Annotated in this window: 28 protein-coding genes; 12 read left to right on the forward strand and 16 right to left on the reverse strand. The window is 64.9% G+C overall.

Annotation, left to right across the window (positions count from 1 at the left end; translation table 11 throughout):
- Window positions 1–336: 336 nt before the first annotated feature.
- Window positions 337–1,977: a DUF4394 domain-containing protein gene (locus tag F2P45_RS27980; RefSeq protein ID WP_166881497.1), complete on the reverse strand. Its 1,641-nt coding sequence runs from the start codon at window positions 1,975–1,977 to the stop codon at window positions 337–339.
- Between the two features lie 190 nt (window positions 1,978–2,167).
- Between F2P45_RS27980 and F2P45_RS27985 the strand changes: the two genes are divergently transcribed.
- Window positions 2,168–2,698: a hypothetical protein gene (locus tag F2P45_RS27985; RefSeq protein ID WP_166881498.1), complete on the forward strand. Its 531-nt coding sequence runs from the start codon at window positions 2,168–2,170 to the stop codon at window positions 2,696–2,698.
- 36 nt (window positions 2,699–2,734) lie between these two features.
- Here the strand turns inward: F2P45_RS27985 and F2P45_RS27990 are convergent, their stop codons facing one another.
- Together F2P45_RS27990 and F2P45_RS27995 are read right to left on the reverse strand one after the other, a co-directional pair.
- Window positions 2,735–3,772, reverse strand: coding sequence for a DUF4349 domain-containing protein (locus F2P45_RS27990; protein ID WP_166881499.1), 1,038 nt, complete (start codon window positions 3,770–3,772; stop codon window positions 2,735–2,737).
- A 157-nt stretch (window positions 3,773–3,929) separates the two neighbouring features.
- Window positions 3,930–4,553: a hypothetical protein gene (locus F2P45_RS27995; protein ID WP_166881500.1), complete on the reverse strand. Its 624-nt coding sequence runs from the start codon at window positions 4,551–4,553 to the stop codon at window positions 3,930–3,932.
- 271 nt (window positions 4,554–4,824) lie between these two features.
- On the opposite strand from F2P45_RS27995, the gene F2P45_RS28000 reads away from it, so the two are divergent.
- From F2P45_RS28000 to F2P45_RS28010, 3 genes are all read left to right on the forward strand, one after another.
- Window positions 4,825–5,583, forward strand: a complete 759-nt coding sequence (locus F2P45_RS28000; protein ID WP_229505342.1) for a LysM peptidoglycan-binding domain-containing protein — start codon at window positions 4,825–4,827, stop codon at window positions 5,581–5,583.
- The gene (locus tag F2P45_RS28005) at window positions 5,571–6,014 is read left to right on the forward strand and encodes a lysozyme inhibitor LprI family protein (protein WP_166881501.1); all 444 of its coding nucleotides are present in this window, start codon (window positions 5,571–5,573) and stop codon (window positions 6,012–6,014) included. Before F2P45_RS28000 ends, F2P45_RS28005 begins: the two co-directional genes overlap by 13 nt.
- A gap of 155 nt (window positions 6,015–6,169) precedes the next feature.
- Window positions 6,170–6,517 (forward strand): YggL 50S ribosome-binding family protein, encoded by a 348-nt coding sequence (locus F2P45_RS28010; protein WP_166881502.1) that lies wholly within the window; start codon window positions 6,170–6,172, stop codon window positions 6,515–6,517.
- 39 nt (window positions 6,518–6,556) lie between these two features.
- On the opposite strand, the gene F2P45_RS28015 is transcribed toward F2P45_RS28010, so the two are convergent.
- Window positions 6,557–6,853: a cupin domain-containing protein gene (locus tag F2P45_RS28015; protein WP_166881503.1), complete on the reverse strand. Its 297-nt coding sequence runs from the start codon at window positions 6,851–6,853 to the stop codon at window positions 6,557–6,559.
- Window positions 6,854–6,984: 131 nt separating this feature from the next.
- Here F2P45_RS28015 and ybiA point away from each other — a divergent pair, with 131 nt between their 5' ends.
- The 3 genes from ybiA (at window position 6,985) to F2P45_RS28030 (ending at window position 8,599) form a co-directional block, all read left to right on the forward strand.
- Window positions 6,985–7,428 carry a riboflavin biosynthesis intermediates N-glycosidase gene (gene ybiA, locus F2P45_RS28020; protein ID WP_166881504.1) on the forward strand — a complete coding sequence of 148 codons (444 nt, stop codon included), beginning with the start codon at window positions 6,985–6,987 and terminating at the stop codon, window positions 7,426–7,428.
- Window positions 7,429–7,473: 45 nt separating this feature from the next.
- Complete coding sequence (locus F2P45_RS28025; RefSeq protein WP_166881505.1) at window positions 7,474–7,917, forward strand: lysozyme inhibitor LprI family protein; 444 nt, start codon at window positions 7,474–7,476, stop codon at window positions 7,915–7,917.
- Window positions 7,918–8,125: 208 nt separating this feature from the next.
- Window positions 8,126–8,599: a DUF6623 family protein gene (locus tag F2P45_RS28030; RefSeq protein ID WP_166881506.1), complete on the forward strand. Its 474-nt coding sequence runs from the start codon at window positions 8,126–8,128 to the stop codon at window positions 8,597–8,599.
- A 21-nt stretch (window positions 8,600–8,620) separates the two neighbouring features.
- Here the strand turns inward: F2P45_RS28030 and F2P45_RS28035 are convergent, their stop codons facing one another.
- Window positions 8,621–10,894 (reverse strand): hypothetical protein, encoded by a 2,274-nt coding sequence (locus F2P45_RS28035; RefSeq protein WP_166881507.1) that lies wholly within the window; start codon window positions 10,892–10,894, stop codon window positions 8,621–8,623.
- Window positions 10,895–10,896: 2 nt separating this feature from the next.
- On the reverse strand, window positions 10,897–11,682 hold the full coding sequence (locus F2P45_RS28040) for a hypothetical protein (protein WP_166881508.1): 786 nt from the start codon (window positions 11,680–11,682) through the stop codon (window positions 10,897–10,899).
- Window positions 11,683–11,847: 165 nt separating this feature from the next.
- Between F2P45_RS28040 and F2P45_RS28045 the strand changes: the two genes are divergently transcribed.
- Window positions 11,848–12,042 carry a DUF3606 domain-containing protein gene (locus F2P45_RS28045; RefSeq protein ID WP_166881509.1) on the forward strand — a complete coding sequence of 65 codons (195 nt, stop codon included), beginning with the start codon at window positions 11,848–11,850 and terminating at the stop codon, window positions 12,040–12,042.
- Between the two features lie 29 nt (window positions 12,043–12,071).
- On the opposite strand, the gene F2P45_RS28050 is transcribed toward F2P45_RS28045, so the two are convergent.
- Window positions 12,072–12,692: a LysE family translocator gene (locus F2P45_RS28050; protein ID WP_166881510.1), complete on the reverse strand. Its 621-nt coding sequence runs from the start codon at window positions 12,690–12,692 to the stop codon at window positions 12,072–12,074.
- 13 nt (window positions 12,693–12,705) lie between these two features.
- Complete coding sequence (locus tag F2P45_RS28055; protein ID WP_166881511.1) at window positions 12,706–13,152, reverse strand: hypothetical protein; 447 nt, start codon at window positions 13,150–13,152, stop codon at window positions 12,706–12,708.
- 304 nt (window positions 13,153–13,456) lie between these two features.
- Here F2P45_RS28055 and F2P45_RS28060 point away from each other — a divergent pair, with 304 nt between their 5' ends.
- Entirely contained in the window at window positions 13,457–13,840 is a 384-nt protein-coding gene (locus F2P45_RS28060) for a carboxymuconolactone decarboxylase family protein (RefSeq protein WP_166881512.1), read from the forward strand.
- 230 nt (window positions 13,841–14,070) lie between these two features.
- Here the strand turns inward: F2P45_RS28060 and F2P45_RS28065 are convergent, their stop codons facing one another.
- Window positions 14,071–14,610 carry a pentapeptide repeat-containing protein gene (locus F2P45_RS28065; RefSeq protein WP_166881513.1) on the reverse strand — a complete coding sequence of 180 codons (540 nt, stop codon included), beginning with the start codon at window positions 14,608–14,610 and terminating at the stop codon, window positions 14,071–14,073.
- A 471-nt stretch (window positions 14,611–15,081) separates the two neighbouring features.
- Between F2P45_RS28065 and F2P45_RS28070 the strand changes: the two genes are divergently transcribed.
- A complete protein-coding gene (locus F2P45_RS28070; RefSeq protein WP_223164847.1) occupies window positions 15,082–16,179 on the forward strand; it encodes a hypothetical protein in 1,098 nt (365 codons plus the stop codon).
- Between the two features lie 183 nt (window positions 16,180–16,362).
- Here F2P45_RS28070 and F2P45_RS28075 read toward each other — a convergent pair whose 3' ends face one another.
- From F2P45_RS28075 to F2P45_RS28100, 6 genes are all read right to left on the reverse strand, one after another.
- Window positions 16,363–17,199, reverse strand: coding sequence for a LytR/AlgR family response regulator transcription factor (locus tag F2P45_RS28075; RefSeq protein ID WP_188130242.1), 837 nt, complete (start codon window positions 17,197–17,199; stop codon window positions 16,363–16,365).
- The gene (locus F2P45_RS28080) at window positions 17,130–18,293 is read right to left on the reverse strand and encodes a sensor histidine kinase (RefSeq protein ID WP_166881515.1); all 1,164 of its coding nucleotides are present in this window, start codon (window positions 18,291–18,293) and stop codon (window positions 17,130–17,132) included. Before F2P45_RS28080 ends, F2P45_RS28075 begins: the two co-directional genes overlap by 70 nt.
- Entirely contained in the window at window positions 18,293–19,789 is a 1,497-nt protein-coding gene (locus tag F2P45_RS28085) for a carotenoid oxygenase family protein (RefSeq protein ID WP_166881516.1), read from the reverse strand. The genes F2P45_RS28080 and F2P45_RS28085 overlap by 1 nt, the downstream gene beginning before the upstream one ends.
- Before the next feature lie 13 nt (window positions 19,790–19,802).
- Complete coding sequence (locus F2P45_RS28090) at window positions 19,803–20,225, reverse strand: DUF2141 domain-containing protein (protein ID WP_166881517.1); 423 nt, start codon at window positions 20,223–20,225, stop codon at window positions 19,803–19,805.
- Window positions 20,226–20,384: 159 nt separating this feature from the next.
- On the reverse strand, window positions 20,385–20,972 hold the full coding sequence (locus F2P45_RS28095; protein WP_166881518.1) for a DUF2799 domain-containing protein: 588 nt from the start codon (window positions 20,970–20,972) through the stop codon (window positions 20,385–20,387).
- Window positions 20,973–21,126: 154 nt separating this feature from the next.
- On the reverse strand, window positions 21,127–22,419 hold the full coding sequence (locus F2P45_RS28100) for an NAD(P)/FAD-dependent oxidoreductase (protein ID WP_166881519.1): 1,293 nt from the start codon (window positions 22,417–22,419) through the stop codon (window positions 21,127–21,129).
- A 310-nt stretch (window positions 22,420–22,729) separates the two neighbouring features.
- Here F2P45_RS28100 and F2P45_RS28105 point away from each other — a divergent pair, with 310 nt between their 5' ends.
- Both F2P45_RS28105 and F2P45_RS28110 read left to right on the forward strand, forming a co-directional pair.
- The gene (locus F2P45_RS28105; protein WP_166881520.1) at window positions 22,730–23,524 is read left to right on the forward strand and encodes a MipA/OmpV family protein; all 795 of its coding nucleotides are present in this window, start codon (window positions 22,730–22,732) and stop codon (window positions 23,522–23,524) included.
- A 79-nt stretch (window positions 23,525–23,603) separates the two neighbouring features.
- Complete coding sequence (locus tag F2P45_RS28110) at window positions 23,604–24,542, forward strand: LysR family transcriptional regulator (RefSeq protein ID WP_166881521.1); 939 nt, start codon at window positions 23,604–23,606, stop codon at window positions 24,540–24,542.
- A gap of 1 nt (window position 24,543) precedes the next feature.
- Here the strand turns inward: F2P45_RS28110 and F2P45_RS28115 are convergent, their stop codons facing one another.
- Window positions 24,544–25,773 carry a serine hydrolase domain-containing protein gene (locus F2P45_RS28115; protein WP_166881522.1) on the reverse strand — a complete coding sequence of 410 codons (1,230 nt, stop codon included), beginning with the start codon at window positions 25,771–25,773 and terminating at the stop codon, window positions 24,544–24,546.
- Window positions 25,774–25,830: the final 57 nt, after the last annotated feature.

The raw sequence follows: 25,830 nt of genomic DNA on the forward strand, positions 1-25,830 counted from the left end.
TAGCTGCTCTGAGGTAGAATTCATGCCGGGCAAGGTGCGTTCGTGTTGAAATTGTGTTTTAGGGATAACTCACATTTTATCAATCACTTACGGCATTCTTGCTCTTTTTTATGCAAAATTCAGGCTAAGAGCCTGTCTCCGTAGATCGGAGTCGCTGCTGGCGCCCCTGGCAAGCGGGGCCTGCGTTGTTCGTCGTTGCATGGCTAGCCATGCGGCCTCCTCGCGCCTTGCCCGCGCTTGTCAGGCATCGCCACCAGCTTCCCCCGATCTACGGAGACAGGCTCTAAGCCGTCCCCGGCAGCCGTCGCCTGGCGACGGCCCCGCTTGCATTCGCTCTTACTTCAGTACCACCGCAATATCGAGCACGGCCGCGCTGCCCGAGCCGATCACCGAGTTCGCCGGATTGGCCGTGCCGTTGAACGGCACCGCCGCGCCCGTTGCAAGGTCAACCCGGTACAGCGTGGTCGGCCCCGTGCCCGCGCTGCGCAAGGCCGCCAGCACCAGGCCGTTGGCGCCGCCGGCGATATCCATGCTGCCATCACCCATCGCATCCACACCCAGCGCCCCGATATTGCTCAGCGTGCCATCGTTGGGCGGATTGACCAGCGCCAGGTTGTCGCTGGCGGTATCAAGCACGAACAGCATGGTCGCCGTGGTGCCGGCAAAACTGTTGGTATAGGCACCGGCCGTGACCACCGGTGCTGCCCCGGCGCGGTTGATGCCGCCGTCGGTCGTGGTCGCGCCCGTGTCGACATTGATGCGCAGGCTCTGGCCGCTGTTGCCGATCACGCGCAGGCGATCCGCCACCGGGTTGAAATCGACCGCGAATTGGCTGCCGGCGATCACGCTGAACGGCTGCGTGAGATCGGCCGCATCGGCGGTCAGGGTCGCCTTGGCCGTCGCCACGCCGGTGTTGGCATCGATGGTGACGATGCGCGCGCTCGATGTAATACCGTACAGCAAGCCATCCTTCGGCCGGATATCGAAGCCGAGCAGTTTTTCGCCGCTGTTCATGCCCGTGATGGCGACATCGGTATCGAACTTGGCCGGGGTTTGCGGCTTGAACGACACCAGATGGGCGCCGTCGGTCAGGCCCAGCACCACCGGCGTGGCTGGCGAGCGCACGGCCAGGCCCTTGACGGCGTCGGTCAGGTCGAGCGCGGCGACCAGGGTGGCCGGGTTGGCGCTGGCGCTCAGGTTGATCGCATACAGGCCGGCCTTGCCCCCCACGGTCAGGAGCGCCAGGCCGCGGTTGCTGCGGGCGTCGATGTCGAAGCCACCCACCGCGCTGGCCGTCACGCCCAGCGCAACCGGCATGCTCAGGGTGCCGTTGTTGGGCGGGTTCTGGGTGTACAGCGTGCTGCCGGCGGCGTCGATGGCGAACAGGGTGGTGCTGCCGGTGCCGGCCAACGCGTTGGTGTAGGCGGCCGAGGTGATTTTCGCCGCCGCCGGGCCGCCGTTGATATTGCCGTCGGTGGTGGTCGCCCCCGACTCGACGTTGATGCGCAGGTTCTGGCCGCTGTCGCTGACCACGCGCAGGCGGTCGGCGGCCGGGTTGAAGTCGACCGCATAGTCGCCGCCGGCCAGGGCCGTGAACGGCGCGCTGGTGTCGGCCGCGTCCGCCGCCAGGGTCGAACGCATGCTTGCCGCGCCCGTGCTCGGGTTGATCGTGTAAATGCGTCCGCTGCTGCCCACCCCGTACAACAGGCCGTCCAGCGGGCGGAAATCGATGCCGAGCAGGGTTTCGGAGGCTTGCAGGCCGGACAGCGCCACATTCGTGCGCACGGTATTGTCGGCGTTGAGCGAGACGATGCGGCCGCTCGCGGTCAGCATGACCGTGTCGCCCGCCTCGACCACGGGTTGCACCACCGGCGGCGGCGGCGGGGCGGGGGTGTGGTTGTCGTCGCTGCCGCAGGCGGCAAGGGTCATGGCGATGGCGGAAGCGAGCAGGAGTTTGGTGAAGGGGACGTTGTGCATGGTGGCCTCGTTTTTGTAAAAAATCACCCGGATTGCGGGAGCGCACCACCAGATACGCATCGACGTGCTGATCGGATTCAAATTTCTGCATGTGTTTAACCCCGCCTTCGCGCTTGCGCCGTTTCATTGTGCAGCCATGCCCCGCCTCCTTGTGTGAGCTTTAACTAACTGACAAGATATGGATTGCAACATGCCAAAATTCAACAACGACGCCAGGGTGATTGCCTTGCATCGCATCACGGTTGCCTCTCCCTGCACCGCTTCCTGGGACGCCATGCAGGGCGACGCACGCGTGCGCCACTGCGGCGACTGCGACAAGAAGGTGTTCAACCTGTCGGCCATGCCCGAAGCGGAAGCGGCGATGCTGGTGGCCGAGCACAGCGCGGGCGGCATGTGCGTGCGCTTTTACCGGCGTGCCGATGGCAGCGTGATGACCAGCGATTGCGGCGCGCCGTCCGCCGGCGCGCGTCCGCCATGGCGCGCGCTGCCGGGCCAGGCCACAGCGGCCGTGCTGGCCATGTCGCTGGCCGCCTGTGCCCAGCGCCCACCGGCGCCGGAGGATATGCTTGTTGGTGTGCTGTTTTTAGGCGATATGCCCGTCAGCCAGGGCGATACCAGGCCGGAAACGCCGCCGCCGGCCGTTATGGGCGAAATGCCGTCGCCGCCTGTGCCGCGGGCCGAGGCCGAAGCGGCGCCGGACGCGCGCGGCGCGCGGGAGTAAGCGGGCACGGCAGCGCGCCGTGCCCGCCCAGGCGGATCAGCCTGGCTTGCTGGCTTTGTTGCGGCGGCGCAAGGCGCGCCAGACCGGTGCGCCGCCCAGGACCGCAAGCAGCAGCAGCGGCCAGATGCCGGCCAGCGCCAGCAGCAGGTCGAGCGTGCTGTCCCAGCCGCCGCGCAACTGGTCTTTCAGGCGGCTGCCAAAATGCGGGCGCAGCTGGCGATAGATGCTGTCTGTATCGACCAGTTCGCTTTGCAGCACGCGCGATGGCTGGGCCAGCGTCAGCTCGATGGTGCTGAACGCCACCTGGTCTTCGAATTCCTTTTTGGCGAGCAGGGCGGCATCGCGCACGGCCCTGGCATCGCCGCGCATGGCGATCGCATCGGTTTTCTGCGTCAGCTTGCCGCCTTCCCGGACCGCCTCGCCCAGTTCGGACTGGGTTTCGTGGCTGCGCATCGCCTCGAGCTGCTGGCGCAGCAGGTCGAACTGCGCATCGTGCGCGGCGTACTTGCGCTCGTCCAGAAACACCACGTGGCCGGCAATCGCGCGCAGGAATTCCTGGGTTTTGGCGCTGGGCACGCGCACGACCAGGTGCCCCTGCACCGTATATTCCTTCAACTCGATCAATTTGCCGTCGCCGGCGGGCTGCCGCTCGACGCGCGTGGTGCCGGTGCTGATCGCGTTCTTGACCACGAAACCGCCGTGACTGGCAACCGTGTCTTCGATGCCGAGCGCGGCGACGTACACATCCTTGACGCGGAAGTTCGCGCTGGCGGTGCGGATGAACTTGCGCTCGCCGTCGTTGTAGGCGGTCGCGCCGCCGCCCATTTGCTGGGCCGCGCTGGCCGCCGTGAGGGCGTTGACGGGCGCCGCCGGCTTCTCTTCGCCGGCCGCGCTGCGCATCTCGGCCGGTGGCGCCGGCGCGTCGGCCATTGGCTGCGCGCTGACATTCTCGGTCGACTGAACGGGAGCGGGACTTGCCTGCATTGCCGATTCTTCTTTTTTGGAGCACGCCGCCATCAGGGCGAGCAGGGTAATGCAGCCGGCGACGCGCGTCGCGGGAGTCAGGTTCATCATGGCAATCCTTGTTTGATCGATGTAAACGGCGGCAGGGCGGCAGGGCGTGCACCGACGGGCAGGGACCGGTGCGGCGTCCTTGTCATGTAAACGATGCGGGAAGACAAACGGGGTTAAGCGCGGTGCGCCACCGCTGCGGCGCACCGCAAGGGGGCGCTTACGCGGCCTTGCGCGCGCCCGGCAGGCGTTGCAGCGCACGCGTTTGCAGCGTGCCGTCGTGCTGGTCGCAGCGCGCGCGCAGCACGGCCATTTCGACCAGGTGCGGCTGGCTGACGGCGTCATCGAGCGTGCGCTTGTACCAGGATGCGTCGAGCGCGTCGTTGCTGTGCGCACGGACCCGCTCTTCGATGTCGGCCTGCAAGCTGGAACGGCAGCGGTACGGATCGAGCGCCACCCCGAAATGGCGGTGCATCATTTCGCGCACCTGGGCGCTCTCCTTGCGGACGACTTTTTTGTCGTAAACGAAGGAGCCGATGGCGGCCACGGCGGTCAGCGCCATGACCAGTGCGCAGAGTACCTTGTTCAGGGTGCCATCGAGTATATCGAACACGACCAGGGCAATCGCCAGCATCAGCGGCATCCAGATGCGCAGGTAGCCGCACAGGACCGAGCGCCCATCCATGCGGGTCAGTTCGTACGAATTGCCGGTCTTGAAGTCGACGTAATGGCTGCTCATCGGGAACAGTGGCAGATAGTACAGATGCCCGAAAACGGTTTTGACCGACGTCGTGCCGACCTTGTCGACCGCGCCATAGGTGCGTTTGCCCCAGATGATAAACATGTTCACTCCGATGATTGATGCGCCGCGTGTGGGCGAGCAGAAAGTATGGCGGCGTTACGCGCATTAATCAATGTACAACTAGGGATGCAGTCGGGCAATGATCATTAAATATGCAAATTTAGTCATAAATACAACAGGCAGCGCGAGAAAACACCACCGCGGCAGTCGAAACGAATCGCATGCCGGCTTACCGTGTGCTGTTTGCAGTAATGTGTATCGGATAATTTTTTCCCAATGTTAGTATTGTGAGTATGCCAAGTGCTATTCTTGTATGGATGTCGCCAATTTGCATTTCAAAAAAGGACGGTTACAAGTTATGAGTTACGAGAAGTGGTTAGAAGGCATTAAAGCTTCCTCCGGCGATCCGGCCTGGAACGACTACGACTGCGACATTCAGGCAGCGGTCAGCGAATACAATCGTCACCTCGGCACGACGACGGGTTTTTCTCCCTTGGACTGGCGCTTCGTCAAAGCGATGTTGTGGACCGAAACAGGCGGCGCAAATCCTGAATGGAAGAAGAAACCGATGCAGATCGGCGTGCCCGGCGATGCCGGGATGATGGCCTTACTGGGGGATAAGGAGGGTGGCAAGCAGATCATGCCGCCGAATATCCGCGCAAGTCTGAGTAGCGACTCCATTCGCACCAATCCGGCTCACAACATTCGTGGTGGTATCGGTTATATGTTGATGCGCATGGCGAATTTCGCTTTCGTCAGCGTACGCGAGCCTGGTTCGCGCGTCCAGGAAGTCAAAGTGGGTCCCGGCGACAGTTTCGACAAGATTGCCTCGGCTAATTCAAGCACGCTCCAGGTCGTGCGCGAGCTGAACCCAGGACTCAACATCTTGCACAAGGGAGATGTCGTCAAAGTTCAAAAGGCGAGCATGCAAAAGGTCATCACGGGCTGGCGCCAGATTAACGCCACGGCGGTGATGGTGCGCTACAACGGCAGCCGTGATCCGCGCTATGCGGACAAAGTCAACGTTTGCCTGACCTACCTGAAGGGGAGGGATGCGGAATGCGCTTCCTGACGACGTGTTTTCTGATGGCGCTGGGCGTAGCGCCATTGTGCCAGGCGAGCCCAAAAACGGCTGCGCCGGTGCAGGCCAAAAATGCCATGGAAGCATGTGACCAATTCTCGCAAGCGGACATCCGCGACTGCCTCTTCAAGCAGGCGGCGGGCAGCGCGGCCTTACTCAAAAATGCGGAAGCCGAGACGGTCGCGGCGATCGGCAAATGGGACGAAGACGAGGGTTATGTCACGGCGGCGAGGGCCAAACTCAAGCAGGCCAATACGGTCTTTGCGCGTTACCGCGACGCGCAGTGCGGCTTTGCAACTTCGCTCGCCGGTGGCGCTGCCGGCAACTCGCACGAGATCAGCCGGCTTTCTTGTGTGGCCGACCTGAACACGCAGCGGGCGGAGCGATTGATGAGCGATGCCAAATCGCTGGTGCCGCGCTAAGCGTGGCTGCCGCGCCGCCCCAGGCGGGAACAGTGCGGCCAGTTTTCGCAGGCCGGCATCGCATGTGAGCAAACGACTACCCAAATAGTCCTTGTATGGTTGGGCCAGGCGCCTTGCGCGTGGCCGGCCAATGGTCCAAATGGAGAGCAGACAAGATGAATCGTGCCAGCGAGCGCCCGAACCGGCGCCAGGAAAAGAAGAAGCATGTCGGTCAGTTTCAGGAGTTCACCTTTGCCGTCCAGGCCCGCTTTCGCGGCGCGCCAGACCGGCCCGAGCTGTACGCACTCATGGACGACTTCATCGACATCGCGATCGAGGGCAATGGCCTGGTGTTCGGCGGCGGCTCGACCGACGCTTTCAGCGGCTGGGTGTCGGCGGGTGCGGGATCGGCGCCCTTGAGCGATGAACACCGCGCGCTGGTCGGCGCCTGGCTGACGCAGCAACCCTTGCTGGAAGACGTCGTCGTCGGCCCGCTGACCGATGCCTGGGCCGACCTCGACTGATCCGGGGCATCCCGCGGCAGCGCCCCGCGACAGGCGCGCTCAAAGATCGATGATCACCAGGCTGCCATGGCTGCCCGCGAGCACGGCATGGCCAGTGCCCGCCTCGACCAGGTACATGCTGCCGGCCTCGACCGTCACAGCCGCTCCCGCCACCTCCAGCAGCATGCGCCCTGAGACGACCAGCAGCGCCTCGTTATAGTCGTGCGTTTCCTCGCCGTAGGCCAGCTCGTCCATCCTGAGCAGTTTGACGCGGGCCGGGCCGACCTGGCCCAGCACCTGGGATTGCCAGGCGGCCGGCAGTGCGCCGGCAAGGCCGGGCAAATTGAATAAGGGCATCAGCCGCTCCATTGAGTGTTATTCCACGAACCACGGGGGATGGTCAGCGAAAGTGCCAAAAAGAATCTTGGCGTGTTTTCCGATCCGCACGCATTATAATATCGAATCTATAACATTTCTGTGGCCGGGCAATGGCGAAGGACATTTACTTTTTCGGTAAGGACGGTCGCTACGCGGCCTTGTCCAACTTCGCCGGCAGCGCGTTTTCCCTCGGCGGCCATCAGTGGCGCACGATGGAGCACTATTTCCAGGCCATGAAATTCGAAGGCAGTCCGCAGTTCGAGCGCATTCTTGCGTGCGGCTCGCCCAAGCAGGCCAAGGATCTCGGCCAGAGCCGCGCCACCCCGATCCGGCGCGACTGGGACGAGGTGAAAGAAGACATCATGCTGTGCGGCCTGCGCCAGAAATTCCAGGACCCGGACCTGCGCGCGCTACTGCTCGGCACCGGCAAGAAACGCCTGATCGAAGACTCGCCCTACGACAGTTACTGGGGAATCGGCCCGAACGGCAAAGGCAAGAACCGCCTGGGTGAGCTGCTGATGCGGCTGCGCCAGGAACTTGTCGCCGGCGCCTGACAATGCTCACCGGCACCCCACGCCGGCCAAACCAGCCAGGAACATATGCCAACCATAAGCCACTTCCTTCTGCTGACGCTGCTGGCAACGCCAATGACTGCGTTGCAGGCAAACGCGGCCGCCACGACGCCGATCATTGATGCGGCGGAGAAATGTAATCAGTTCTCCCAGGCAGACAGGCGCGATTGCCTCGACAAAATGGTGGTGGACAGCGCCGTCGCATTGAAGCAGGCAGAGGCCAGGGCCGCCGCTGCGATCGCTGGATGGGATGAAGACGATAAGTACATCATGGCGGCGAAGGCCAGGCTGAAGGCTTCCGTGGCGGCTTTTGCCAGGTTCCGGCAGGTTCAGTGCGCCTTTGCCACCTCGCTGCGGGGAGGGGCTGCCGGCGACGCCCATGAGATCAGCCGGCTGGCGTGCGTAGCAGACATAAATACGCAACGCTCCCTGCAACTTGCACGTGAGACCGCTGACTTGCCACGTAAATAGTTGTTCGCCCTGATGGCCTGCCCCGGCAATTTTGCGCGAGCGTCTGACAATGCCTCCCAGCACCTCGCGCCGGCTCTGTGCGGGCACAGGCCCCCGGCTGACACCGGCCAAACAAGCGCCCATCGGCTCCCGTACGCTGGGTTCAGGTCCAGGCGACGCCACTGCGCCTGCCTGCCTGTCCCCTTGAACGTGTATGAGGAGAACCAAAATGGCAAAGCAAGCAATGTGGGTCCCTGGCTACGTCGCCCAGGTCGAAATTCCCGGCAACACGCGTTTGCGCCTGGTCAATGGCGTTCCCTGGACCGATGTGACCGGCCTGCGGGTCGGCTCGGGCGCCTTTTTCCGTGGCGCAGCTAACCAAAGCAACTGGTTTCACTTCGCCATTCCCACACCGGTGATCACCGACGATAGGCGGGTGCGCCTCGACCGCGTCTTTGTGCTGTACAACGCCGACGCTGGCGCATGCGTGGACGCAGCCCATATCTGGGACGGGCCGAACCAGATCCGGCGTTATGATGGCATATGCCATACCGGCAACCACGGCGGCGCCATTGACGGCGCCAATAACTGGGCTGGTGGCGGCGGACCGGTATTCTGGGGCATCGGCGTCTCCATCCTGGTGCGCTTCACCAGCGAGGCCAACATCCATTTCACCACCGCCGGCGGCGACTTTACCTCGTAAGCGATCCGGCCGGACCAGGGCTCAATAGAAATATTTGGTCGCCTTGGTCCATTTACTCGCCGGATAGTACTTGTGCACCACGTCATACGCCTCGCGCGAATAGCGTGCGCGCAACTGCTCCGCCTCTGGCACCGCGGCGCCGTACGGGCACTCCATGCGCGTGGACGCCACCAGGAAGTGCAGCGCTTTCGGCGCTTCTTCATCGGCCGGCTTGGTGCGCGCCCACGCCAGCAGGGTGGGCGCGAGGAACTCGCTGCGCAGGGGCAGGCGCAACAGCGCTTCCTGCTCCCTGGCCGCAGCGAGGGTTTGCTGCGCGCTCAAAAAGCGCGGGGCCGGCGCGCCCGTGCGCACCACCACCGGCGAATCGCCCCATTCCCTCCTGCAACCCCAGTAGCGCTTTTTCTCGTCCTTGTCGAACATGGCCGGGTGCAATTCCGGCGTGTTGACCAGGATCAGCACGCCCGCCAGCTTGCGCTCCGCGCCGCTGGCCGCCTTGCGGTAGCGCTGGTACAAATGCGCGGTGCTCTTGCGCGTCCTGGCAACCGCGTCGAGCAGGCTCAGCGCAGTGGCCTCGTCGCCGGCGATCAGGGCGCGCGCCAGCATGCTTTCTTCCAGCTGCGCTTTCCTGGCCGGCGGCAACAGCGGATGCGCGCGCAGCACGTTCAGTTCGGCCATCGGCAGGTGGCGCCAGACGGCGACATCGAAATCGTCGTCGGTCGCGGTGGCGCCCGCCTGGTCCGGCGCGGCATCGATGGGTTCGCCATGTTCGATCGGATCGGTACGGCGCGGCGCCGCTTTCAGGAAGCCGTCGAGCGTCACGGCCGAGAGCATCTTGAGCGCCAGGAAACGGTTGCTGGTGGCCACCGACATCTGCTTGCCCTGGGTGGCCAGCAAGCGGTCGAGGTCCTGGTCGGCGCGCGCGCCATCGCGTTCGGCCAGCGCCAGGCGCGCCAGGTGGTATTGCACGCTCTGGTACAGCGGATGGGCGGCCGGGACGGCGGACGCGGCCTTGCGCTCGGCCGCGCTCAGCTCGTTCGCACGCGCCAGGGTCAGCAGCGGCGCCAGCCAGATCGGATCGGCCTGCTTGAGCCAGCTTTTGCGCAGGGTGTCGAGCGCGCCTTTGCGTTGCGCCTCCAGCAGCGGGCTGCGTTCGGAGGCCCATTGTTCGAGCACCGTGTCGGCCTGCATGCTGGCGATCCACGCCGTCATCGGTTCCTTCGCGGCCATGGTGACGCTGCGCGGCAGCTTGTCCATCAGCACCAGATAGTCGCTCAGCATGCGCGCCGTCTCCGCTCCGACCGGTTCCTTGTCGAGCGCGCGCGCCAGCACCGCCAGGCGCGCGGCCGGATCGAGGCGCGCTTCCACCAGGGTCGTCATGTGCCGGGCCGGTGCCGACGTTTGCGCCAGCGCATCGAGCTCCTTCTTCGCTTGCGCCAGGGCCTCGACCCTTTCGCGCGCCGCTGGCTGCTCGCCCAGCGGAAAGTCGAGCGTGGCCTTGCGGATCAGGGTGCGCGCGGCAAGGTAGGGCGCCAGCCCGTGCCACGGCGACGCGGACTCGCGCGCGATCTGCTGGAACTGGCTGCGCGCCTGGTCGAAATGGCGGGCATAGAAATTGGCGGCGGCGCTCTGGTAGGCGTGGTCGTGGCGCAGCCAGGCGGGCGCATCGGCCGGCAGCGGCGGCGGCAGCTTGACCACCCGTTTCGGCACCGGCTTGTCCCACTCGTGGCGCGGCTCGGCGCAGTTGGCGAACACGGCATCCTGGCCTTGCAGCCACAGCTTGAACCAGGCGTCCGGCTTGCCGCCCGCAGCCAGTCCGGCGCGCGCGGCCATGGTCAGGCCGGCCTGCTTGAACGCATCCGGATGGCAGTTCAGATACGGGTCTCCGCGCGCGGCGACGGCGCTCACGTCGATCTCCATCCCGGCCGGCAGCGCCAGTTGCGCCGCCAGCGGCGCGCGCGCGGCCAGCCAGGTCGACGGGCCGGGACTGTCCATGCCGGCCTGGTTCCACTCGCTGGCCGGGCTCACATGCCAGGTGTCGATGTTGAGCGCCGCCACCTGCTGTTCGGAGAGCGGCCGTCCGCGCGCCGCCTGGTAAGCCAGGTAGTGGTAGACGCGCCAGTAACTGCCCGGCAGCACGCCCAGCTTGCCGGCGGCGAACAGTGCGGCATTGGCGGGCTGGAATTCGGAGGCGAAGCGGCTGGTCTGGTACATGTCGCCACCGCTGGCCGAAGCCGGCGCGGCGCACGTCCACAACAGGGCGGAAGCGAGCAGGGAACAGGTGCGGGAAAAACGCATGATTAAAGTCTCGATGGAATGGTTGAACGGGGAGCGCGGCGCAATGCCTGCCAGCGCGCGGCGCTCCAGGCTTGCGGTGAGAAATAGTAGCGGCGGCCTTCGCGCACCGCCATCATCGGTTCGTCGCTTGAGAAACCGATCGCCGCGCCGCAGCGCGCGCGGGTAAAGCCGCCCTGTTGCAGCAGGCGCGCGCGCAGGGCGTGCTGCGCCGGACCCATGCGAAAGGCCATCGGCACCACTTCGTCGGCGGCGATCTGGTGCAGCCAGTAGTCGTCCAGGCACCACGAAGCCAGTGCCGTGACCGACAGCGCGATGGACGGATCGAGGCGTGCGCGGATGGCGCCGATGGTGCGCGCCAGAAAAGGGCGCTGCGAGCGCCGCACTTCGAAGTCGAGCTGCACCACCTTGCGGTTGGCCTGGGCGGCCAGGCGCAGCAATTCGTCGGCCACGCGCCGGCTCTGTGCCTCGCTCAGCGCGGGCGGGCGGCGCCACGACATATCCACATGCAGCACCGGCACGCGCGGCGCGCCGGGCGCCAGCAGCAGCGCGCTGGCGCGGCGGTAGACCTGGGCATCCTCGCCCTGCAGCAGCACGGAGGACGCCACGTAGGCCACGCCGACGTTGGCCGGCAGCCAGCGCAAGTCTTCCGGGCGCTCCCACGCCCATACCAGCTCGACGGGCAGGCCGGCCAGCGCCGGATGAACAGGGGGAGGGCGGCCGGCGCCGCTGTCCATCCTGAGCGTCAGCAGCGCAAGGGAAGTCAACAGAAACACGAAGAGGCGTTGCATGAGCGGTCGTGGCGGCGTGAGGTGGGCAACATCTTACTCCGAGTTATCGAACATCGTGCAAAGCGCGCGGCCCGCTTTGCGTGCGTCATCGAACGGAGCCTGGCGCGGCGCGGTGGCAAGCTGTGGAACACGGGCGCACACCGCGCCGCACTGGAGAAAACCACCATGTCAGACAATCCGCTTGAACCGAATCCGCAGGACTACGATCGCATCAACGTCAACGTCGAGGCCGAACTCGTTTACTGGACCGACCAATTCGGCGTGCCGCGTGCGCGCCTGGCCGAAGCCATCGAACAGGTCGGCCCGCGCGTGGTCGACCTGCAAAAATACCTGGGTATATCGGTCGTCGGCACCGACTGAACGAGCACCTGCGTTTGCGGGCAGCCTTCTCAGGCGCGGCGCGCCGCCAGCAGGGCGGCGCCGGCACCGGCCAGCAGCAGCGCGCAGCCGCGGTTGAAGATACGCTGGCCGCGCGGGCGGGCGAACCAGCGGCGCAGATGCACGCCCATGTACGCGTAAGCGGCAATCGCGATCAGTTCGAGCAGCAGGAACAAGGCGCCCAGCACCGCGAACTGCGGCGCCGACGCTTCGGTGGGGCTGACGAATTGCGGCAGGAAGGCGGTAAAGATCAGGATCGCCTTGGGATTGCCGGCGGCGACCAGGAACTCCTGGCGCGCGAGGCCGAACAGGCCGGCCGCCGGGGTGTGCGTGTCTTCCTGCGCGCTTGCGGGCGCGCGCCACAATTGCACGGCGAGGTAGAACAGATAGGCGGCGCCGACGATCTTGATCGCGTAGAACAGCAGTTCGGACGTGTGCAGGATGAGCGCAAGGCCGGCCGAGGCGAGCAGCAGCATGCCGGCGAAGGCCAGCAGGCGGCCCAGTCCCGCCGCGCACGACTGGCGAAAGCCGTAGCGCGTCGCATTGCTCAGCGAAAGCAGGTTGTTCGGGCCGGGCGCCATGTTCAGCGCAAAGCAGGCCGGAACGAACAGGGTCAGGGTGGTGGCGTCCATCGTCTATTCCTTGTCATTTCAGTTCGTTGCCGGTCCTGGGCTCAGGTGCCGCGACGCTGCTTTTCTCGCCGTCGCAATACCAGTTTGGCTTGGTCTGTTGCAGTGTCAGGGCAAAAGCGCGCAACTCTTGCTCGAAATCGAGACCGGTAACGACGCCGGTTGCGTCGTTATAAAGGCCGCGCGCGCCTTCGTCCTTGAACGAATTGGCGAGAATGAGTTTCGATACCGCGCCGTTATCCTGGTAGAGATAGATACCGATGCGCGCGTTCAGGATTCTCGGCGGCTTGTCCGCCACGACCTTGGCGCGGTCGAGAATATCCATCAGCTTCCATAAGTCATTGGGCGTGGTCAGGACGTATTGGCACGAGATGGAGGGAAGATCCTCTTCTTCGCGCGCTGTGTTGAACGACCAGGTTGTCGGGCCGATGTAGAGCACCGCTTCCGTAATATGATTGCGCACCCTCTTTCAATTGCACCGCCACCATCGGCTGGGCCGCATGCGCGGATCCGGTCCATAGCGCGGCGACCAGCACCGGCCATAGGCGCATGCCGGAAACGTTCAATGGAAACCAGCGTTGTAAAGGCAAAGCGCGGCGTAGCTTCATGCGGTACTGACTCCTGGTGGCGACGTTGAATAGTTGTCCCTTGCATTCTACACAACATGCGCGCCTTGCCGATACCGAAAAAGTATCACCAATATGGTATTGGACCGTCGCGGCGCCCGGCTTTACAGTCGCTCCATCAACCACAACAAGGAGAGCACGATGGACAACGACCGATACACGCGCGGCTGGGACAAACTGCGGGAAATCGATGGCGAACAGGGAGAAAAAGTGATCGCCAGCCTGACCGGCATCGCGCCCGATTTTGGGCGCCTGCTGATCGAGTTCGGATTTGGCGACATCTACTCCCGTCCGGGGCTGGACTTGCGCTCGCGCGAGATTGCGACCATCGCCGCCCTGTGCGCACTCGGCACGGCGGCGCCGCAACTGCGGGTGCACATCCACGGCGCCCTGAATGTCGGCTGCACGCGCGACGAGGTGGTGGAGGTGATGATGCAGATGGCCTTGTACGCGGGCTTTCCTGCGGCGCTCAACGGCCTGTTCGCGGCAAAGGAAGTCTTCGCAGAGCGCGCGTCCCGACGTTGACCTGCTAAGCGGTCTACACGACGTGCAGCGGATGCTCCGCCTTGTCGCGGACACGCGCTTCAGGTACCAGTTTTTCCGTCATGCGGCCGAGTCTTATTGCCGAGAGGCGCCTCTCGTTTGGCGCGCTGAAGGGCAAAGGCCTATGAATTGCCTGCTGCACCACATTCATCCGCAGTACGTGTGCGGTCCGGCGAGCGGTAGCGGCGGCATGGCCGCTGTCGGCCGGCTTGCTAGAGGTGAATCGAGCCATCGGGCATGGTCGCACGGGTGAGATCGGCACCGGTAAGGTCCGCATCCGTGAGGTTGGCGTTCAAGAGATTCGCTTCAAAAAGGTCTGCATTCGTCAGATTCGTACCGGTAAGGTTTGCCCCGCTCAGATTTGCACGCGTCAGGCTCGCATTGGTCAGCTTAGCCCCCGTAAGGTCAGCGTTCGAAAAAACAGCATGCTGACAAGAAGATTTTCTGAGGTCGGCGTTGGTCAGCTTTGCTCCAGAAAAACTCGCGTAGGCCATCATGGCGCGAGCGAGTCGGGCGCCGTTGAGACTTGCCCCGCTCAAGATTGCTCCCTGCATATTTGCGTCATCAAACGTTGCGTCGTCGAGATGCGTGCTAATGAGGTGGGCGCCTTGGAGTTGCACCCGACTCAAATTGACCCGAGCGAGATCCAGCGTGTTCAGGTTGAGCCCAGCCAGGTCCAGTCCCGAGAGTCGAGGATGATCTCCCGCACTGATCATTGCCAAGACAAATTCCTTGCGCGTCATTTCGGCCATGCTGCGTCCCTCCATTTTTCCAAAGTGAAAATCGTTTGCATGACACTTTCCGCCGCTCTCTAACTTTCCGTGTAGGTGTCGACGCCAGCCATTCTGCACGGAGCGCTATCGCGCCGCTAATTATCCTAACCGCTTGACGCGGTTGAACAAGCAGACGCAAAGTACGTGCCGTGCCCGCCTGTGGCACTGGAAACTCAAGCAACAACCCCCTGATGCGTGCGATTCCTGTGCTGACATCATCGACTTTTCAACGACTGTTGGTATTGATTTTTAACGCCCGGCACGCGCCCGTGCGGCGTTAGCCGAAGATGGAAAAGCCCGAGGGCGTCAGCCGAATCCGATCCGGCCGCAGCGCATATTTTGAGGCAATGAGGAAGAGCGAGTTAGCCGGTAGGGTGGATCCATATTTGGGACAGTGAAACAAAATGCCTGCGAGCGTGCATCGCAACGGCATCGGTGGCCGCCGCGCTGATGATCGACAAGCACAGCACCGCCGAAAGGGGCAGACTGAAAGGGATTAAGCAAGGAAGCCTTGCGATTCTGTCTCAGGCCCGCTTTACGAGCGGCTTACCGGAAAATACGAACTCGAGGAGTTTGAACATGGCAGATGTGTCACAGATACGGGGACCGCGATTCGAGCGGCTGCCGCCACTGCGCGTCTCGCGGCTCTTTTTCTATGGCCTCCACGGCGGTCCAGATGGTCGGATCCGCAGTGCGGCCGCCATCGGACTGCTCAACGCTGATGGCTTGAACTTTGCGCACGTCTACTCGCCTGGCACGTTCGGGCACTGGAGCGGTGTGCATCGTGCCACCCAGGATGGATGGCTGCTGTTTCTTGACGAGGACGGCCGAGCAGCAACGGGGAGGATCGCCCCTGACTTCCGCTTCGTACAGGCAAAGACTTACCCAGCCGGGGCGCACCCGGGCTGGACGCGCGTGGCTGTCGATGGCAACGGTGAGCTGCTTCTGACCAGCGCTCTGTCCGGCGGACGCAGCACGGTCGGTTTCGGCCAGCTAGAGTCTGATGGAACGCTTATCGTGTGGTGGCGGTCGCACGTCGCGCTCGCGCACCCGGACAAGCTGCTGGGATTGCCGCGCGCACATGCCTGGCTGACGACGACGCCCGGCCCGCAGCCGACCAGTACGGTGTCATTGCTGCGTCGCGGCACAGTCGTCGGAAGCCGTATCTGGAACGAGAGTTGGACCGGCATGGCTGCGCATGACGATCTGCTCGTGCTCTACCGCGGGGTGCGCCAGTTCCCCGTGCCGGGGGGCATGCACACGTTACCGCCGCACTACGAAGTTTGCAGGGTCAGTCCCGATCATCGAATCACCACTGTGTGGAACTATGAGGACTTCCCGGCGACCGTCGACAACGTCAAAGGTGACGACATCGATACCCCCGTGGGTATTCTGTTCTACCAATTCGCTACCGGGTCGAACGTGGCAGAGATCCGGTCGCTGACCGAGCGCAGCTTCGTCCGAACGGCTGCGCTCGGGCAACTTCGCCAAATCGTCCCCGACCTGCCGGACTCCGGCTTGGGCTGGTTCAGCATCGCACCGTGCTGAAAGCATCGGTGTCGGCGGTCGCGGCCTGGCGATGTCATCGGCCTGGGCGCGTGTTCCCGTGTCTTCGGACGATCTTCCTGGGTTCCGTAAATTTTGGAAAAGGAAAAGAGTACTGTTTCAGCGACGGTGTCGCCCCCAGTTCGAACTGGAACGAAAGCGGGGGCTGATCTTGCGCGCCTGGCGCTACATCTGCTTGAACTGCTCGGCGTAATTGCGGCTGACGGTGAGCTGTTCGCGCCGCTCCTTGAGCTTGACCACGAGGCGGCCGCGGAAGTCGGTGTGGGTGCCCGCCACCGACTTGGCGGCGACGATCACGCTGCGGTGAATCTGCCAGAAGCGCGCTTCGTCGAGCTGCTCGCGCAGTTTGCTGAGCGGCGTGCGGATCAGGCATTCGCCTTCCTGCAAAAACACGCTGGTGTATTTGTCGTTGCTCTGGAAGTAAATCACTTCGTCGATGGCGATCAGGCGCGTTTCGTCGCCATGCGCGGCGCGGATCCATTGCAGGGGCGCGGGCGCCGGCGCGGCCGCGAGCGGCATGGGCGCGGCCAGTTGCTGCAGCAGCGCCCGCAGGGCGTCCGGCGCCACCGCCGGCGCCGGCGCGCGCAGCGCCAGTGTGAGCTTGGCGACGGTCTTGGCCAGGCGCTCCACCGTGGTCGGTTTGAGCAGGTAGTCGAGCGCCGCGTGCTCGAAGGCGTCCACCGCGTATTCGTGATGGGCGGTGACAAAAACGATGTGCGGCGCGTTGCCGTCGCTGGTCAGGCGCTGTGCCAGATCAAGGCCGGTCAGGCCGGGCATCTGGATGTCCAGGAAGACCACGTCGGGCGCCAGTTCGTCGATCAGGCGCAGCGCTTCGATGCCGTTGCCGGCCTTGCCGACGATGCGCAGCTGCGGCCAGGCCGTGGCCAGTTGCGTTTGCAGGTAGTCGAGCAGGTGCGGTTCGTCGTCCGCTATCAGGGCGCGTGGATGGTCGATGGCAGCGTCTCTTTCAGTGGCAGCAGCAGGCGCACGGTAATCCCGCAGGGTTCATTTTCGAGCAATTGTACCTGAGCCGAAGGGCCGTACACACTGCGCAGGCGCGAGCGCAGGTTGGATAGTCCGACCCCGCCGCCCGGCTTGGGCGGGGCATTGCCCAGCCCCGCGCCGGTGTCGCTCACTTCGATGCATAGAAGCTCGTCGCGGCAGGTGGCGCGGATGACGATCCGGCCGCCGTCGACCTTCGGTTCAAGCCCGTGCGCGACGGCGTTTTCGATGAGCGGTTGCAGCAGCATGGGCGGCATGGCGATGTCGCGGCAGCCGTCCGCTTCGATCCGGTACGACAGACGCGCGCCCATGCGCACCGCCAGTACGTCGAGGTAGGCGGCCGCCAGGTCGAGTTCCGCGCCCAGGGTGGCCTGGTCGGCGCGGCTGGCGGCGAGGCTGGCGCGCAGGTAGTCGATGAAGCGTTCGAGCATGTGGCGCGCCTGGACGGGATGCGTCTCGATCAGACCGACCACGGTGGCCAGGGTGTTGTACAAAAAATGCGGCTCGATCTGCGCTTGCAGGGCGCGCAGGCGGGCTTCGGCCAGCAGCTGGGCGGCGCTGGCAATCTGTTCGCCATGGCGCGCGGCCAGCGTTTCGGTGGCGATGCGGCGTTCGCCGCTGACCAGGACAACGACCATGATCAGCGCCGCGAACAGGGCGAACGGCAGCAGCGGCGCCAGGTTCGCGCCGCCGCTCAGGAAGCGCAGCGGATTGACCCCCTGCAGCAGTCCCGAACCGATGACGATGCCCGCGACCACGCACAGGCCGACAGTGGTGAAGAAATACGCCACGCGCGCCGGTCCGGCCAGGCGCGACGGCCAGCCGCGCAGCACATAATCGCCGCCGCTCAGCACCGCGTGAATCAGGTAGCCGACCACGTTCGAGATCACCAGCGTCGGCCCGAAAAAGTCGAGGAAGCCGTGGTGCTGGCCCTTGAACAGCATGTTGGCCGCCGTCAGGAACAGGGCGATCATGAAGTTCCAGATGCCTGTATAGAGCACGTCGCGCCACGGCGAACAAGGCCAGCGCCGGAACAGCGGGATCGCGTCGAGCGGGTGTGACGACGTATGCGCGGGAGGTTTGTTTGCGTTCATCAAGCCGCCAGAAAATTACCGTGGAAGCAGTGCGGCGCGCGGTAGGGCAGGCGTGCCAGCGCCAGCGGGCCGGCTGTGACGCGGGCGGCGTCGAACACGGTCATCACGGTCTGTCCGCGCCGGGTGTCCTGCGCCACGCCGACCAGGTAGCCGTCGGTTTCCGAACGGGCGTTGGCGCGCGGGACCAGCACGTGTTCTTCCACCTGCCAGCCGGCGTCGAAACGGTAGCTGTCGGCCTTGCCGGTGTCGGTGCCGACCAGGTTGACGGTGTCGAGAACGATCTCGGCGTTGCGCGGCGAGCTGCTGATGAGCGCTAGCTGGCGGTGTCGGCTCGACACGACGTGCGGCATCACGCGCGGGAACTCGCTGGCCCCGAACAAGCGCGCCGTGCTGGCCCGGCCGCTCGCGTAGTCGAGCGTGACCTGGGCCGCAAAGCTGCGCGTGGCGGTGTTTTTCTGCCGTTCGCCGCTCATCACCCGGCCGACGTCGCGCAGCGCGTCGCCCTCGTGCAGCACCACGTCGAAGCGGGTGGTGGCGCCGTCGTCGAACGCATTCCCGAAGTGGAAAACCATGTGCGGCGGCAGCTCGAACACCTGGCGCACTTCCATCGTCGCTTTCGATACCACCACCACCCGCAGCGGGCGCGCGCTGGCGCCGCTGCCGGCCCAGTGATGCTGTTCGGCGAAGCTCTGGTCGTCGGCACGCACCATGTCGTACGGGGGAATGAGGAAGATCAGGTGATTGGCGCTGACCACGAAGTCGTGCACCATCGCCAGTTGCGGCACCTTGACCATGGCGGTCTTGAGCACTTGGCCGCCGGCGCCGATGCGGTACAGGGCCAGGCGCTCGCCGCCGGGCAGGGCGCCGAAATTCCACATGCCGCCATCCGGGTCGATCTTGGGATGGGCCGAAAACGGCATCGACTTCATGTCCTCGTTCCAGGTCTTGATGCCGACCGTGGCCAGAGTAGCCGCATCGACCTCGATGGCCGAGCCGCCTTCCCACAGAGCGTACAAGCGGCCATTGAACGGCAGCAGGTTGGTGTTGGCCGCGTTCATGGTGTCGTTGGTTTTCACGCCGCGCCGCCCGACATGCGTGCCGAAGGAGGGGTAGAGAAACTGGCCGGCGGCATTTTCTTCGCCGAAGCGTTCGGTCTCGACGAATTTGCCGATGTGGCTTACCTTGCCGTCGGCGATCTGCCAGCGCTGGGCGAAGCCGTCGCCGTCGAACCAGTGGTGATGGCGCTCGCCGCCCAGTTCAAAACGCCCCGGGCCGTTGCGGAAGAAGACGCCGTTCAGGTCTTGCGGGATGCGGCCCACGACCCGCGCCGCGCCGGACTGCCGGCCGACGGTGTCGGCGTACACCGCGAGGCTGGGGTCGCGCTTGAGCGCCGCGTGGAAGCGCTCGTAGGTGGCGGCATCGGCCAGGGCGCTGCCGGGAACGAGGCCGAGGGCGGCCAGGCTGGCGGCGGAAGTGAGGAAGGTGCGGCGTTGCATGGCGTTCTCCGGCTTAGTGTTTCAGGCTGACGGTGGCGTCCAGGCCGGCCGCTGGCAGGGTAAATTTGGCATCGTCGAACTTGGGCGGCCCCATTTTACCGAAGGCGTTGTTACTGAATGCATAGTCCTCGGTCGGGATGCCCATCATGTTGGCATCCATTTTGCCATTGCCGTTGGCATCGTGGAAAATGGCGTAGGCGTAGTCGCCCGCTGGCAGGTCCTTGACGATGATGGTGGTACTGCCCTTGACGGCTTTTTCGCCGGCCGCGCTGACGGATTTTTTGAGGAAGGTGCCGGCCGAGTCGTACAGGGCGACCTGCAGGGTGCCGTCGGCGCTGCGCACGTCGTCGATGCGGATGGTGAGGCTGGCGGCGCTGGCCAGGGAGGCGGTCAGCAGGGCGCAGGCGCAGAAGGCGGTGGCGGGCAGGTGGCGCATGGTGTTCTCCGGTGAGTTCGTGGTTGCGATGAAGTGACTTTATCGACAACGCAGGCGGGTCGGGGAGGCATGCGACGAAATGCGGGAAAACGGCGCGAAATGCAGCGGGATGGCGCGAAATGCGGCGCGGCGCCGTGCAAGGCGCCGCCGGTGGTCTTTTCAGCGCATGGTGTCGAGCGAATATTCGGCCGAGCGCAGGGCGTCGCGCGTGCCTTGCAGGTTGCGGTCGATATCGCGCAGCTCATTGCGCACGTCGCGCCGGCGTTCGTCGAACTCCCTGCGAATGCGCTTGCGCTCGTCGTCCTTGTCGCTGGCGGCCAGCTGCTTCGCTTCGTCCTTGTCGGCCTCGCGCAGGCGGCGCTGCAAACGCTCGCCGCGGCTGTCCAAGCCGTCGACCTGGCTGCGCAAGGTGTACACGGCGTAGCCGGCCTGATGGCGGCGGCGAAATTCGAAGTCGAGCGGCGCGGGGCAGACACCGGCGTACGCGCTGCCGTTCAGGCCAAGCGGCGCGGCGTTCTCGAGCCGGCAAAAGGTCCGCAAGCCGCGTTCGCGGCCTGCGATGTAGTTGGCGGAATCGACAGCCGTTCCGGCCTTGGAGCAGGACTTGGCATGGTCGTTCAGCACCGACATGGTCTTTCCGGCCAGGCCATCGCGCATGCCGATGTCGTTCCAGTTGGCCGACTTGCATTCGTCGGGCGTCATCGTGTCGCAGCCGGACAGCAGCGTCGCCACCAACAGTGCAGCCACCGTTCCAATCAGCCTGTTTGCCATCATCGCCTCCGCAGTTATTATCGCCCGCGATGCTACCATGACAACGCGCCTGCAAGTGGGAGCGACCGAAAAAACAGCGCCGCGTGTGGACGCAAACGCACGACCGGCGCAGCGGCGGCCCCGGTCCCGCTCAGTGCAGCCTGACCGATGGCGAGAGCTTCTCGCGAATCCAGTCGGCCACCGTCTGGGCCGACATGCGCACCACCCCGTGCAGTGCCACCTGGTGCTTGCGGTACATGAGGCTATACAGGAGCCGCGCCAGCGCGCCGCCGACCGCGTATTTTCGTCCCGACGCGTGCGTGAGCACGCCCACCGCCGCCAGTGGTCCGAGCGACACCAGCGAGCCGTAATCGCGGTAGGCGAACGGCGCGCTCAAAGGCGAGGCCTGGCCCAGCACCTGCGCCAGGTACACGGCTTGCTGGTGCGCGGCCTGCGCGCGCGGCGGCACCTTGCCGAGGATCGGGCAGACAAAATTGGCGCAGTCGCCGATCGCATACACGCTGGCATCGTCCAGCGCCTGGAGCGACGGCGCCACCGCGATCTGGCGCAGGCGGTTGGTGCTCAATCCGAGCGTGGCGCACAGCGGCGGCGCCTCCACGCCGGCGGCCCACAAGGTGATCGCCGACGGATAGACGCAGCCCTCGGTGTCGACCACCGCGCCGGCGTCGACCCGCGCCACGGCGGTATCGAGCAGGACCTTGATCCCGAGCGCGCGCAGGTGGCGCGCGGCGCGCTTGGACTGGCGCTGGTGCAGATGCGGCAGCAGCAGCGAGCCGCGTTCCAGGATGCGGATGCGCACATGGCGCACCGGGTCCATCGCGTGCACGTTGTACCTGGCCAGCGTGCGGGCGCTGTGGCTCAATTCGGCCGCCAGTTCCACTCCGGTGGCGCCGCCGCCGACGATCACGATGTCGATGCCGGGGTTTTGCGCACCGGCCGCCTGGCGCGCGCTGGCCTGGATGCAGCCGTCGATGAAGCGCCGGCGGAACGTTTCGGCCTGCGCCACGTCGTCCAGCGTCAGCACGTGCTGCTCGGCGCCGGGCACGCCGAAGAAGTTGGTTACCGATCCCAGGGCCAGCACCAGTTTGTCGTAGCCGATCGAGCGCGCCGGCAGCACTTCGGCGCCATCGTCGGCGATCCACGGCGCCAGCAGCACCCGGCGCGCCTCGCGGTCCACGCCCAGCACTTCGCCGCGCGCGAATTCGAAGCCATGTTCGGCCGCCTGGGCCGCGTAGTCGATCGCCATCACCTGCGGATCGTGCTTGCCCGAGGCGACCGTGTGCAGCAGGGGCTTCCAGAAATGGGCCGGCCAGCGGTCGACCAGCACGACGCGCGCGCGCCCGCTCCTGCCTGCGCTGTTGCCGAGCCGGGTCGCCAGCTCCAGTCCTCCGGCGCCGCCGCCGACGATGACGATGGTTTCCATGGTGTCTCCTCCTGTAGGTGTCGCGATGTGAATGGGCGTTAACCAGCTGTCAATATAGAGCGCTTGAACACAAAAGAAAAATCAGAGATTTATCCATATCCATAAGCTTTGACTAATACATATGCATGGGGCCGCGCGCCGCCGGTATCGCCTGCCGTGGCCGAAAGTATCCTTTGACGCTACGTTTCAGGCCGGTTTCCGGTACGCGGGAGGATTCGATGGTGCTGTTGCGGAATCGTTGCGACACTCCGGCCCGTCGTTTCAACATTCCGAGCAAACGGCACTCATTTTCACTCTCAAGGACCATCACATGCCACGTTTATCCGCCGCCGCCATCCTCCTGCTCAGCGCTCTCGCACCTGCCGTTCACGCCCAAAAACTGGTGGCCGACACCCCGCCTGACCAGTCGACCATGACCGTGGGGCTGGGCGTGGCCTTGGTGCCCGAATACCTGGGCGGCGACAAGCGCCGGGCGGTGCCGGTCATCGTGGCCGACTATCAGCATGCCAGCGGCTTTTTCGCCAGCACCTCAAGCGGCATCGGTTACAAGACCATGGTCGGCAAGGTCTCCCTGAGCGGCGCCCTGGGAGTGGCCGGCAGCCGCAGCGATCGCGATCATGGGCTGTCCAAAGGCTCCGATGCGCTCAAGGGCATGGGCGAAATCAAGTCGTCGGCGATCGGCGCGTTCGGCGTGGGCTATGAATTCGACGGCGGCATCGGGGTCGGCTTGCGCGCCATGGTGGCCTTGAGCCACCGCGAGCGCGGCAACAGCTATGAACTCGGCGCGCAGGCACCGTTGTTCAAGAACGACAACTACCAGTTGGGCGTGTTCGCGTCGGCCACCTACAGCGACAGGAAGAACATGCAGGCGTTCTACGGCGTGACCGCGGCCCAGAGCGCCGCTTCCGGCTACAAGCGCTACGACACCAAGGCCGGTTTTTCGCATGTGAACGTGGGCGTGAACGCGCAGCGCAAGTTGAACAAGAACTGGTCGGTGAATTCGATGGTCGGCGTGGTCAGCCTGGTCGGCGACGCCGCCGACAGCCCGCTGGCCAAGCGCAAGACGGCGCCGCTGCTGGCCGTGACGGTGAACTACGCGTTCTGAACCCGGCCGCGCCAACTGGTCTATCATGGCGTGGCTTCAGGGTTTGTCGCGTAACTTACCAATCGATAGGGAATAGCTTATGTATCACGCCAGCTTTCGCCAGCTCCAGTCCCTGGTCCTCGTGGCCCGCCACGAGAGCGTGTCGAAGGCGGCGGAGGCCATGCACGTGACGCAGCCGGCGGTATCGCTGCAACTGCGCACGCTGGAAAACATCACCGGCGTCGCGCTCACGCGCAAGGACGGGCGCGGCATTCAACTGACGGCGGCGGGCGAGGTGATGGTGGATTTCGCCGAGCGCATCCTGCGCCTGTGGGAGCATGCGGGCGACGAGCTGGCGGCGCTGCACGGCGTCACCAGCGGTACGCTGCGCATCGGCGCGGTCACCACGGCCGAACATTTGCTGCCGCCGCTGCTGGTGCCGTTCACGCTCGAGCGGCCCGACGTGCGCCTCAAGCTCCAGGTGGGCAACCGGGTCGAAATCGTCAACATGCTGGCGCGCCAGGAGATCGACGTGGCCATCATGGGCACGCCGCCGCGCGAACTGCGCACCAATGCGGCGCGCTTTGCGCGTCATCCGATGGGTTTCGTGGCCAGCGCCGATCATCCGCTGATGAAGAAAAGGAAGCTGACCCTGGCCGACGTGGTGGGCGCCAACCTGCTGGTGCGCGAACGCGGTTCGGGTACCCGCACCGCCGTCGAGCGCCTGTTCAAGGAGGGCGGGCACGCGCTCAATTTCGGTTCCGAAGTCTCGTCCAACGAGGCGATCAAGCGCATGGTGTCGGCCGGGCTGGGCGTGGGTTTCCTGTCGGTGCACGCGTGCGCGCTCGAATTCAAATCGGGCCTGCTGCGCATGTTGCCGCTCAAGGGCAATCCGGTGGACGCCGACTGGCAGGTGATGCACCTGGCCGGCCAGCCGATTCCGAAGGTCGCGGCGGCCTTCCAGGACTACGTGATCGAGCATGGGCAGGCGCTGGTCAGCAGCGAGCTGGAAGGGTTTTACCAGCGTAGAGCGGCTTAGGCTACAGGCCCGCCTCGGTGAGTGCCGCCTCGATGCGGAGCAAAGCCTGGCCCTGGTACGAAGCGTCGCCGGATGAATGGTTCTCGTCCAGCTTGTTCATCATCACCGTGTAGCTGATGCCGGACGGGAGTTGGCGCAGTAAGGTTGCCACGCCGGGATCGGCGCCGCTGAACCCACCACTTTTCCTGGTGCCGGCCAGCGGCGCGCCGCCCGGAACGCTGTAGTGCGCCGCGAATATCGTCATCGCCTTCGCCGTTGCGATCACCTGGCCGGCCGCAGCCCAGTTTTCGGCCCGGATTGCGCCGTCGAGCGCCAGGACGGTGGTGCCGGGTACGAAGACGCTGGGGGCGGTCAGCGTCGTGATGTAGTCCGGTTCGCGCGGGTGACGATCGCGCATCAGCGAGCGCATGCCCTCGAAGTCGGTCTTCGGAATGCCGATCGGCCCCATGATCTTGTCTTGAAGGTACTGTATATAGGCCGATCCGGATGCCTTTTCGATGATCTGTCCAAGTAGCAGATAGCCAAAATTCGCGTAGGCCGTCTTTGTGCCGGGAGTGAAATCGAGCTGGCGCCGCATGACAAAGCGAATGACGTCGTCCTTGTACGGTGGCGCCGGCAAGCCGAGCGATTCCCGGATCTCGGGTTCCGACATGCTCGGATCGCCGCTGATGTCGGCATCCCAGCCACCTTGATGCTCCAGCAGTTGCTCGATAGTGATCGCGGCGATCCGCGCATCCGGCGCGGCGGGCAGCAGCTCGCGCGCCAGCCAGCACGGGGCGTTCGAGCCGGTACAAAACACGTGGTCGGTGAGAGCTAGTTTGCCCTCGCGCGCCAGGGTCCGGATCGCGGCGGCGGTGACCGGCTTGACGATACTGGCGGTGATGAACATGGCATCGGCCGGCAGGGGAACCTGGCGCGCGCTGTCGCGATGGCCGTAGCCACGCTCGGCGATCATGACGCCATCCCTGGCCACTGCCACCGTGGCTGCGGTGATCCCGTTCGCCGCCATGAAGGGCACCATGGCGGCGTCGATTCTGCGATTCAGCTCTCCGCTGCAGGCGAGCAATTCGGCCAGCGGTGCACCGGGCTTCTGTGCCACGCAACTGAGCGGTTTGCCGGCGTTCGACGCCGCCTGGCCGCCACTGCCGCCGCCGCATCCGGCCAACAGGGCGGTGACGGCGACGCCGGATGCGAAACGCGCCGGGTGGGGTAAGTACGATAAGAATGTCATGCGATTCCTTGGTCAGTTCAAAGTGAAAAGCCATTATCGCAATCCCAATCTTTTGCA

The organism is Massilia mucilaginosa (assembly GCF_011682145.1).
Taxonomy (GTDB): Bacteria; Pseudomonadota; Gammaproteobacteria; order Burkholderiales; family Burkholderiaceae_D; genus Telluria_A; species Telluria_A mucilaginosa.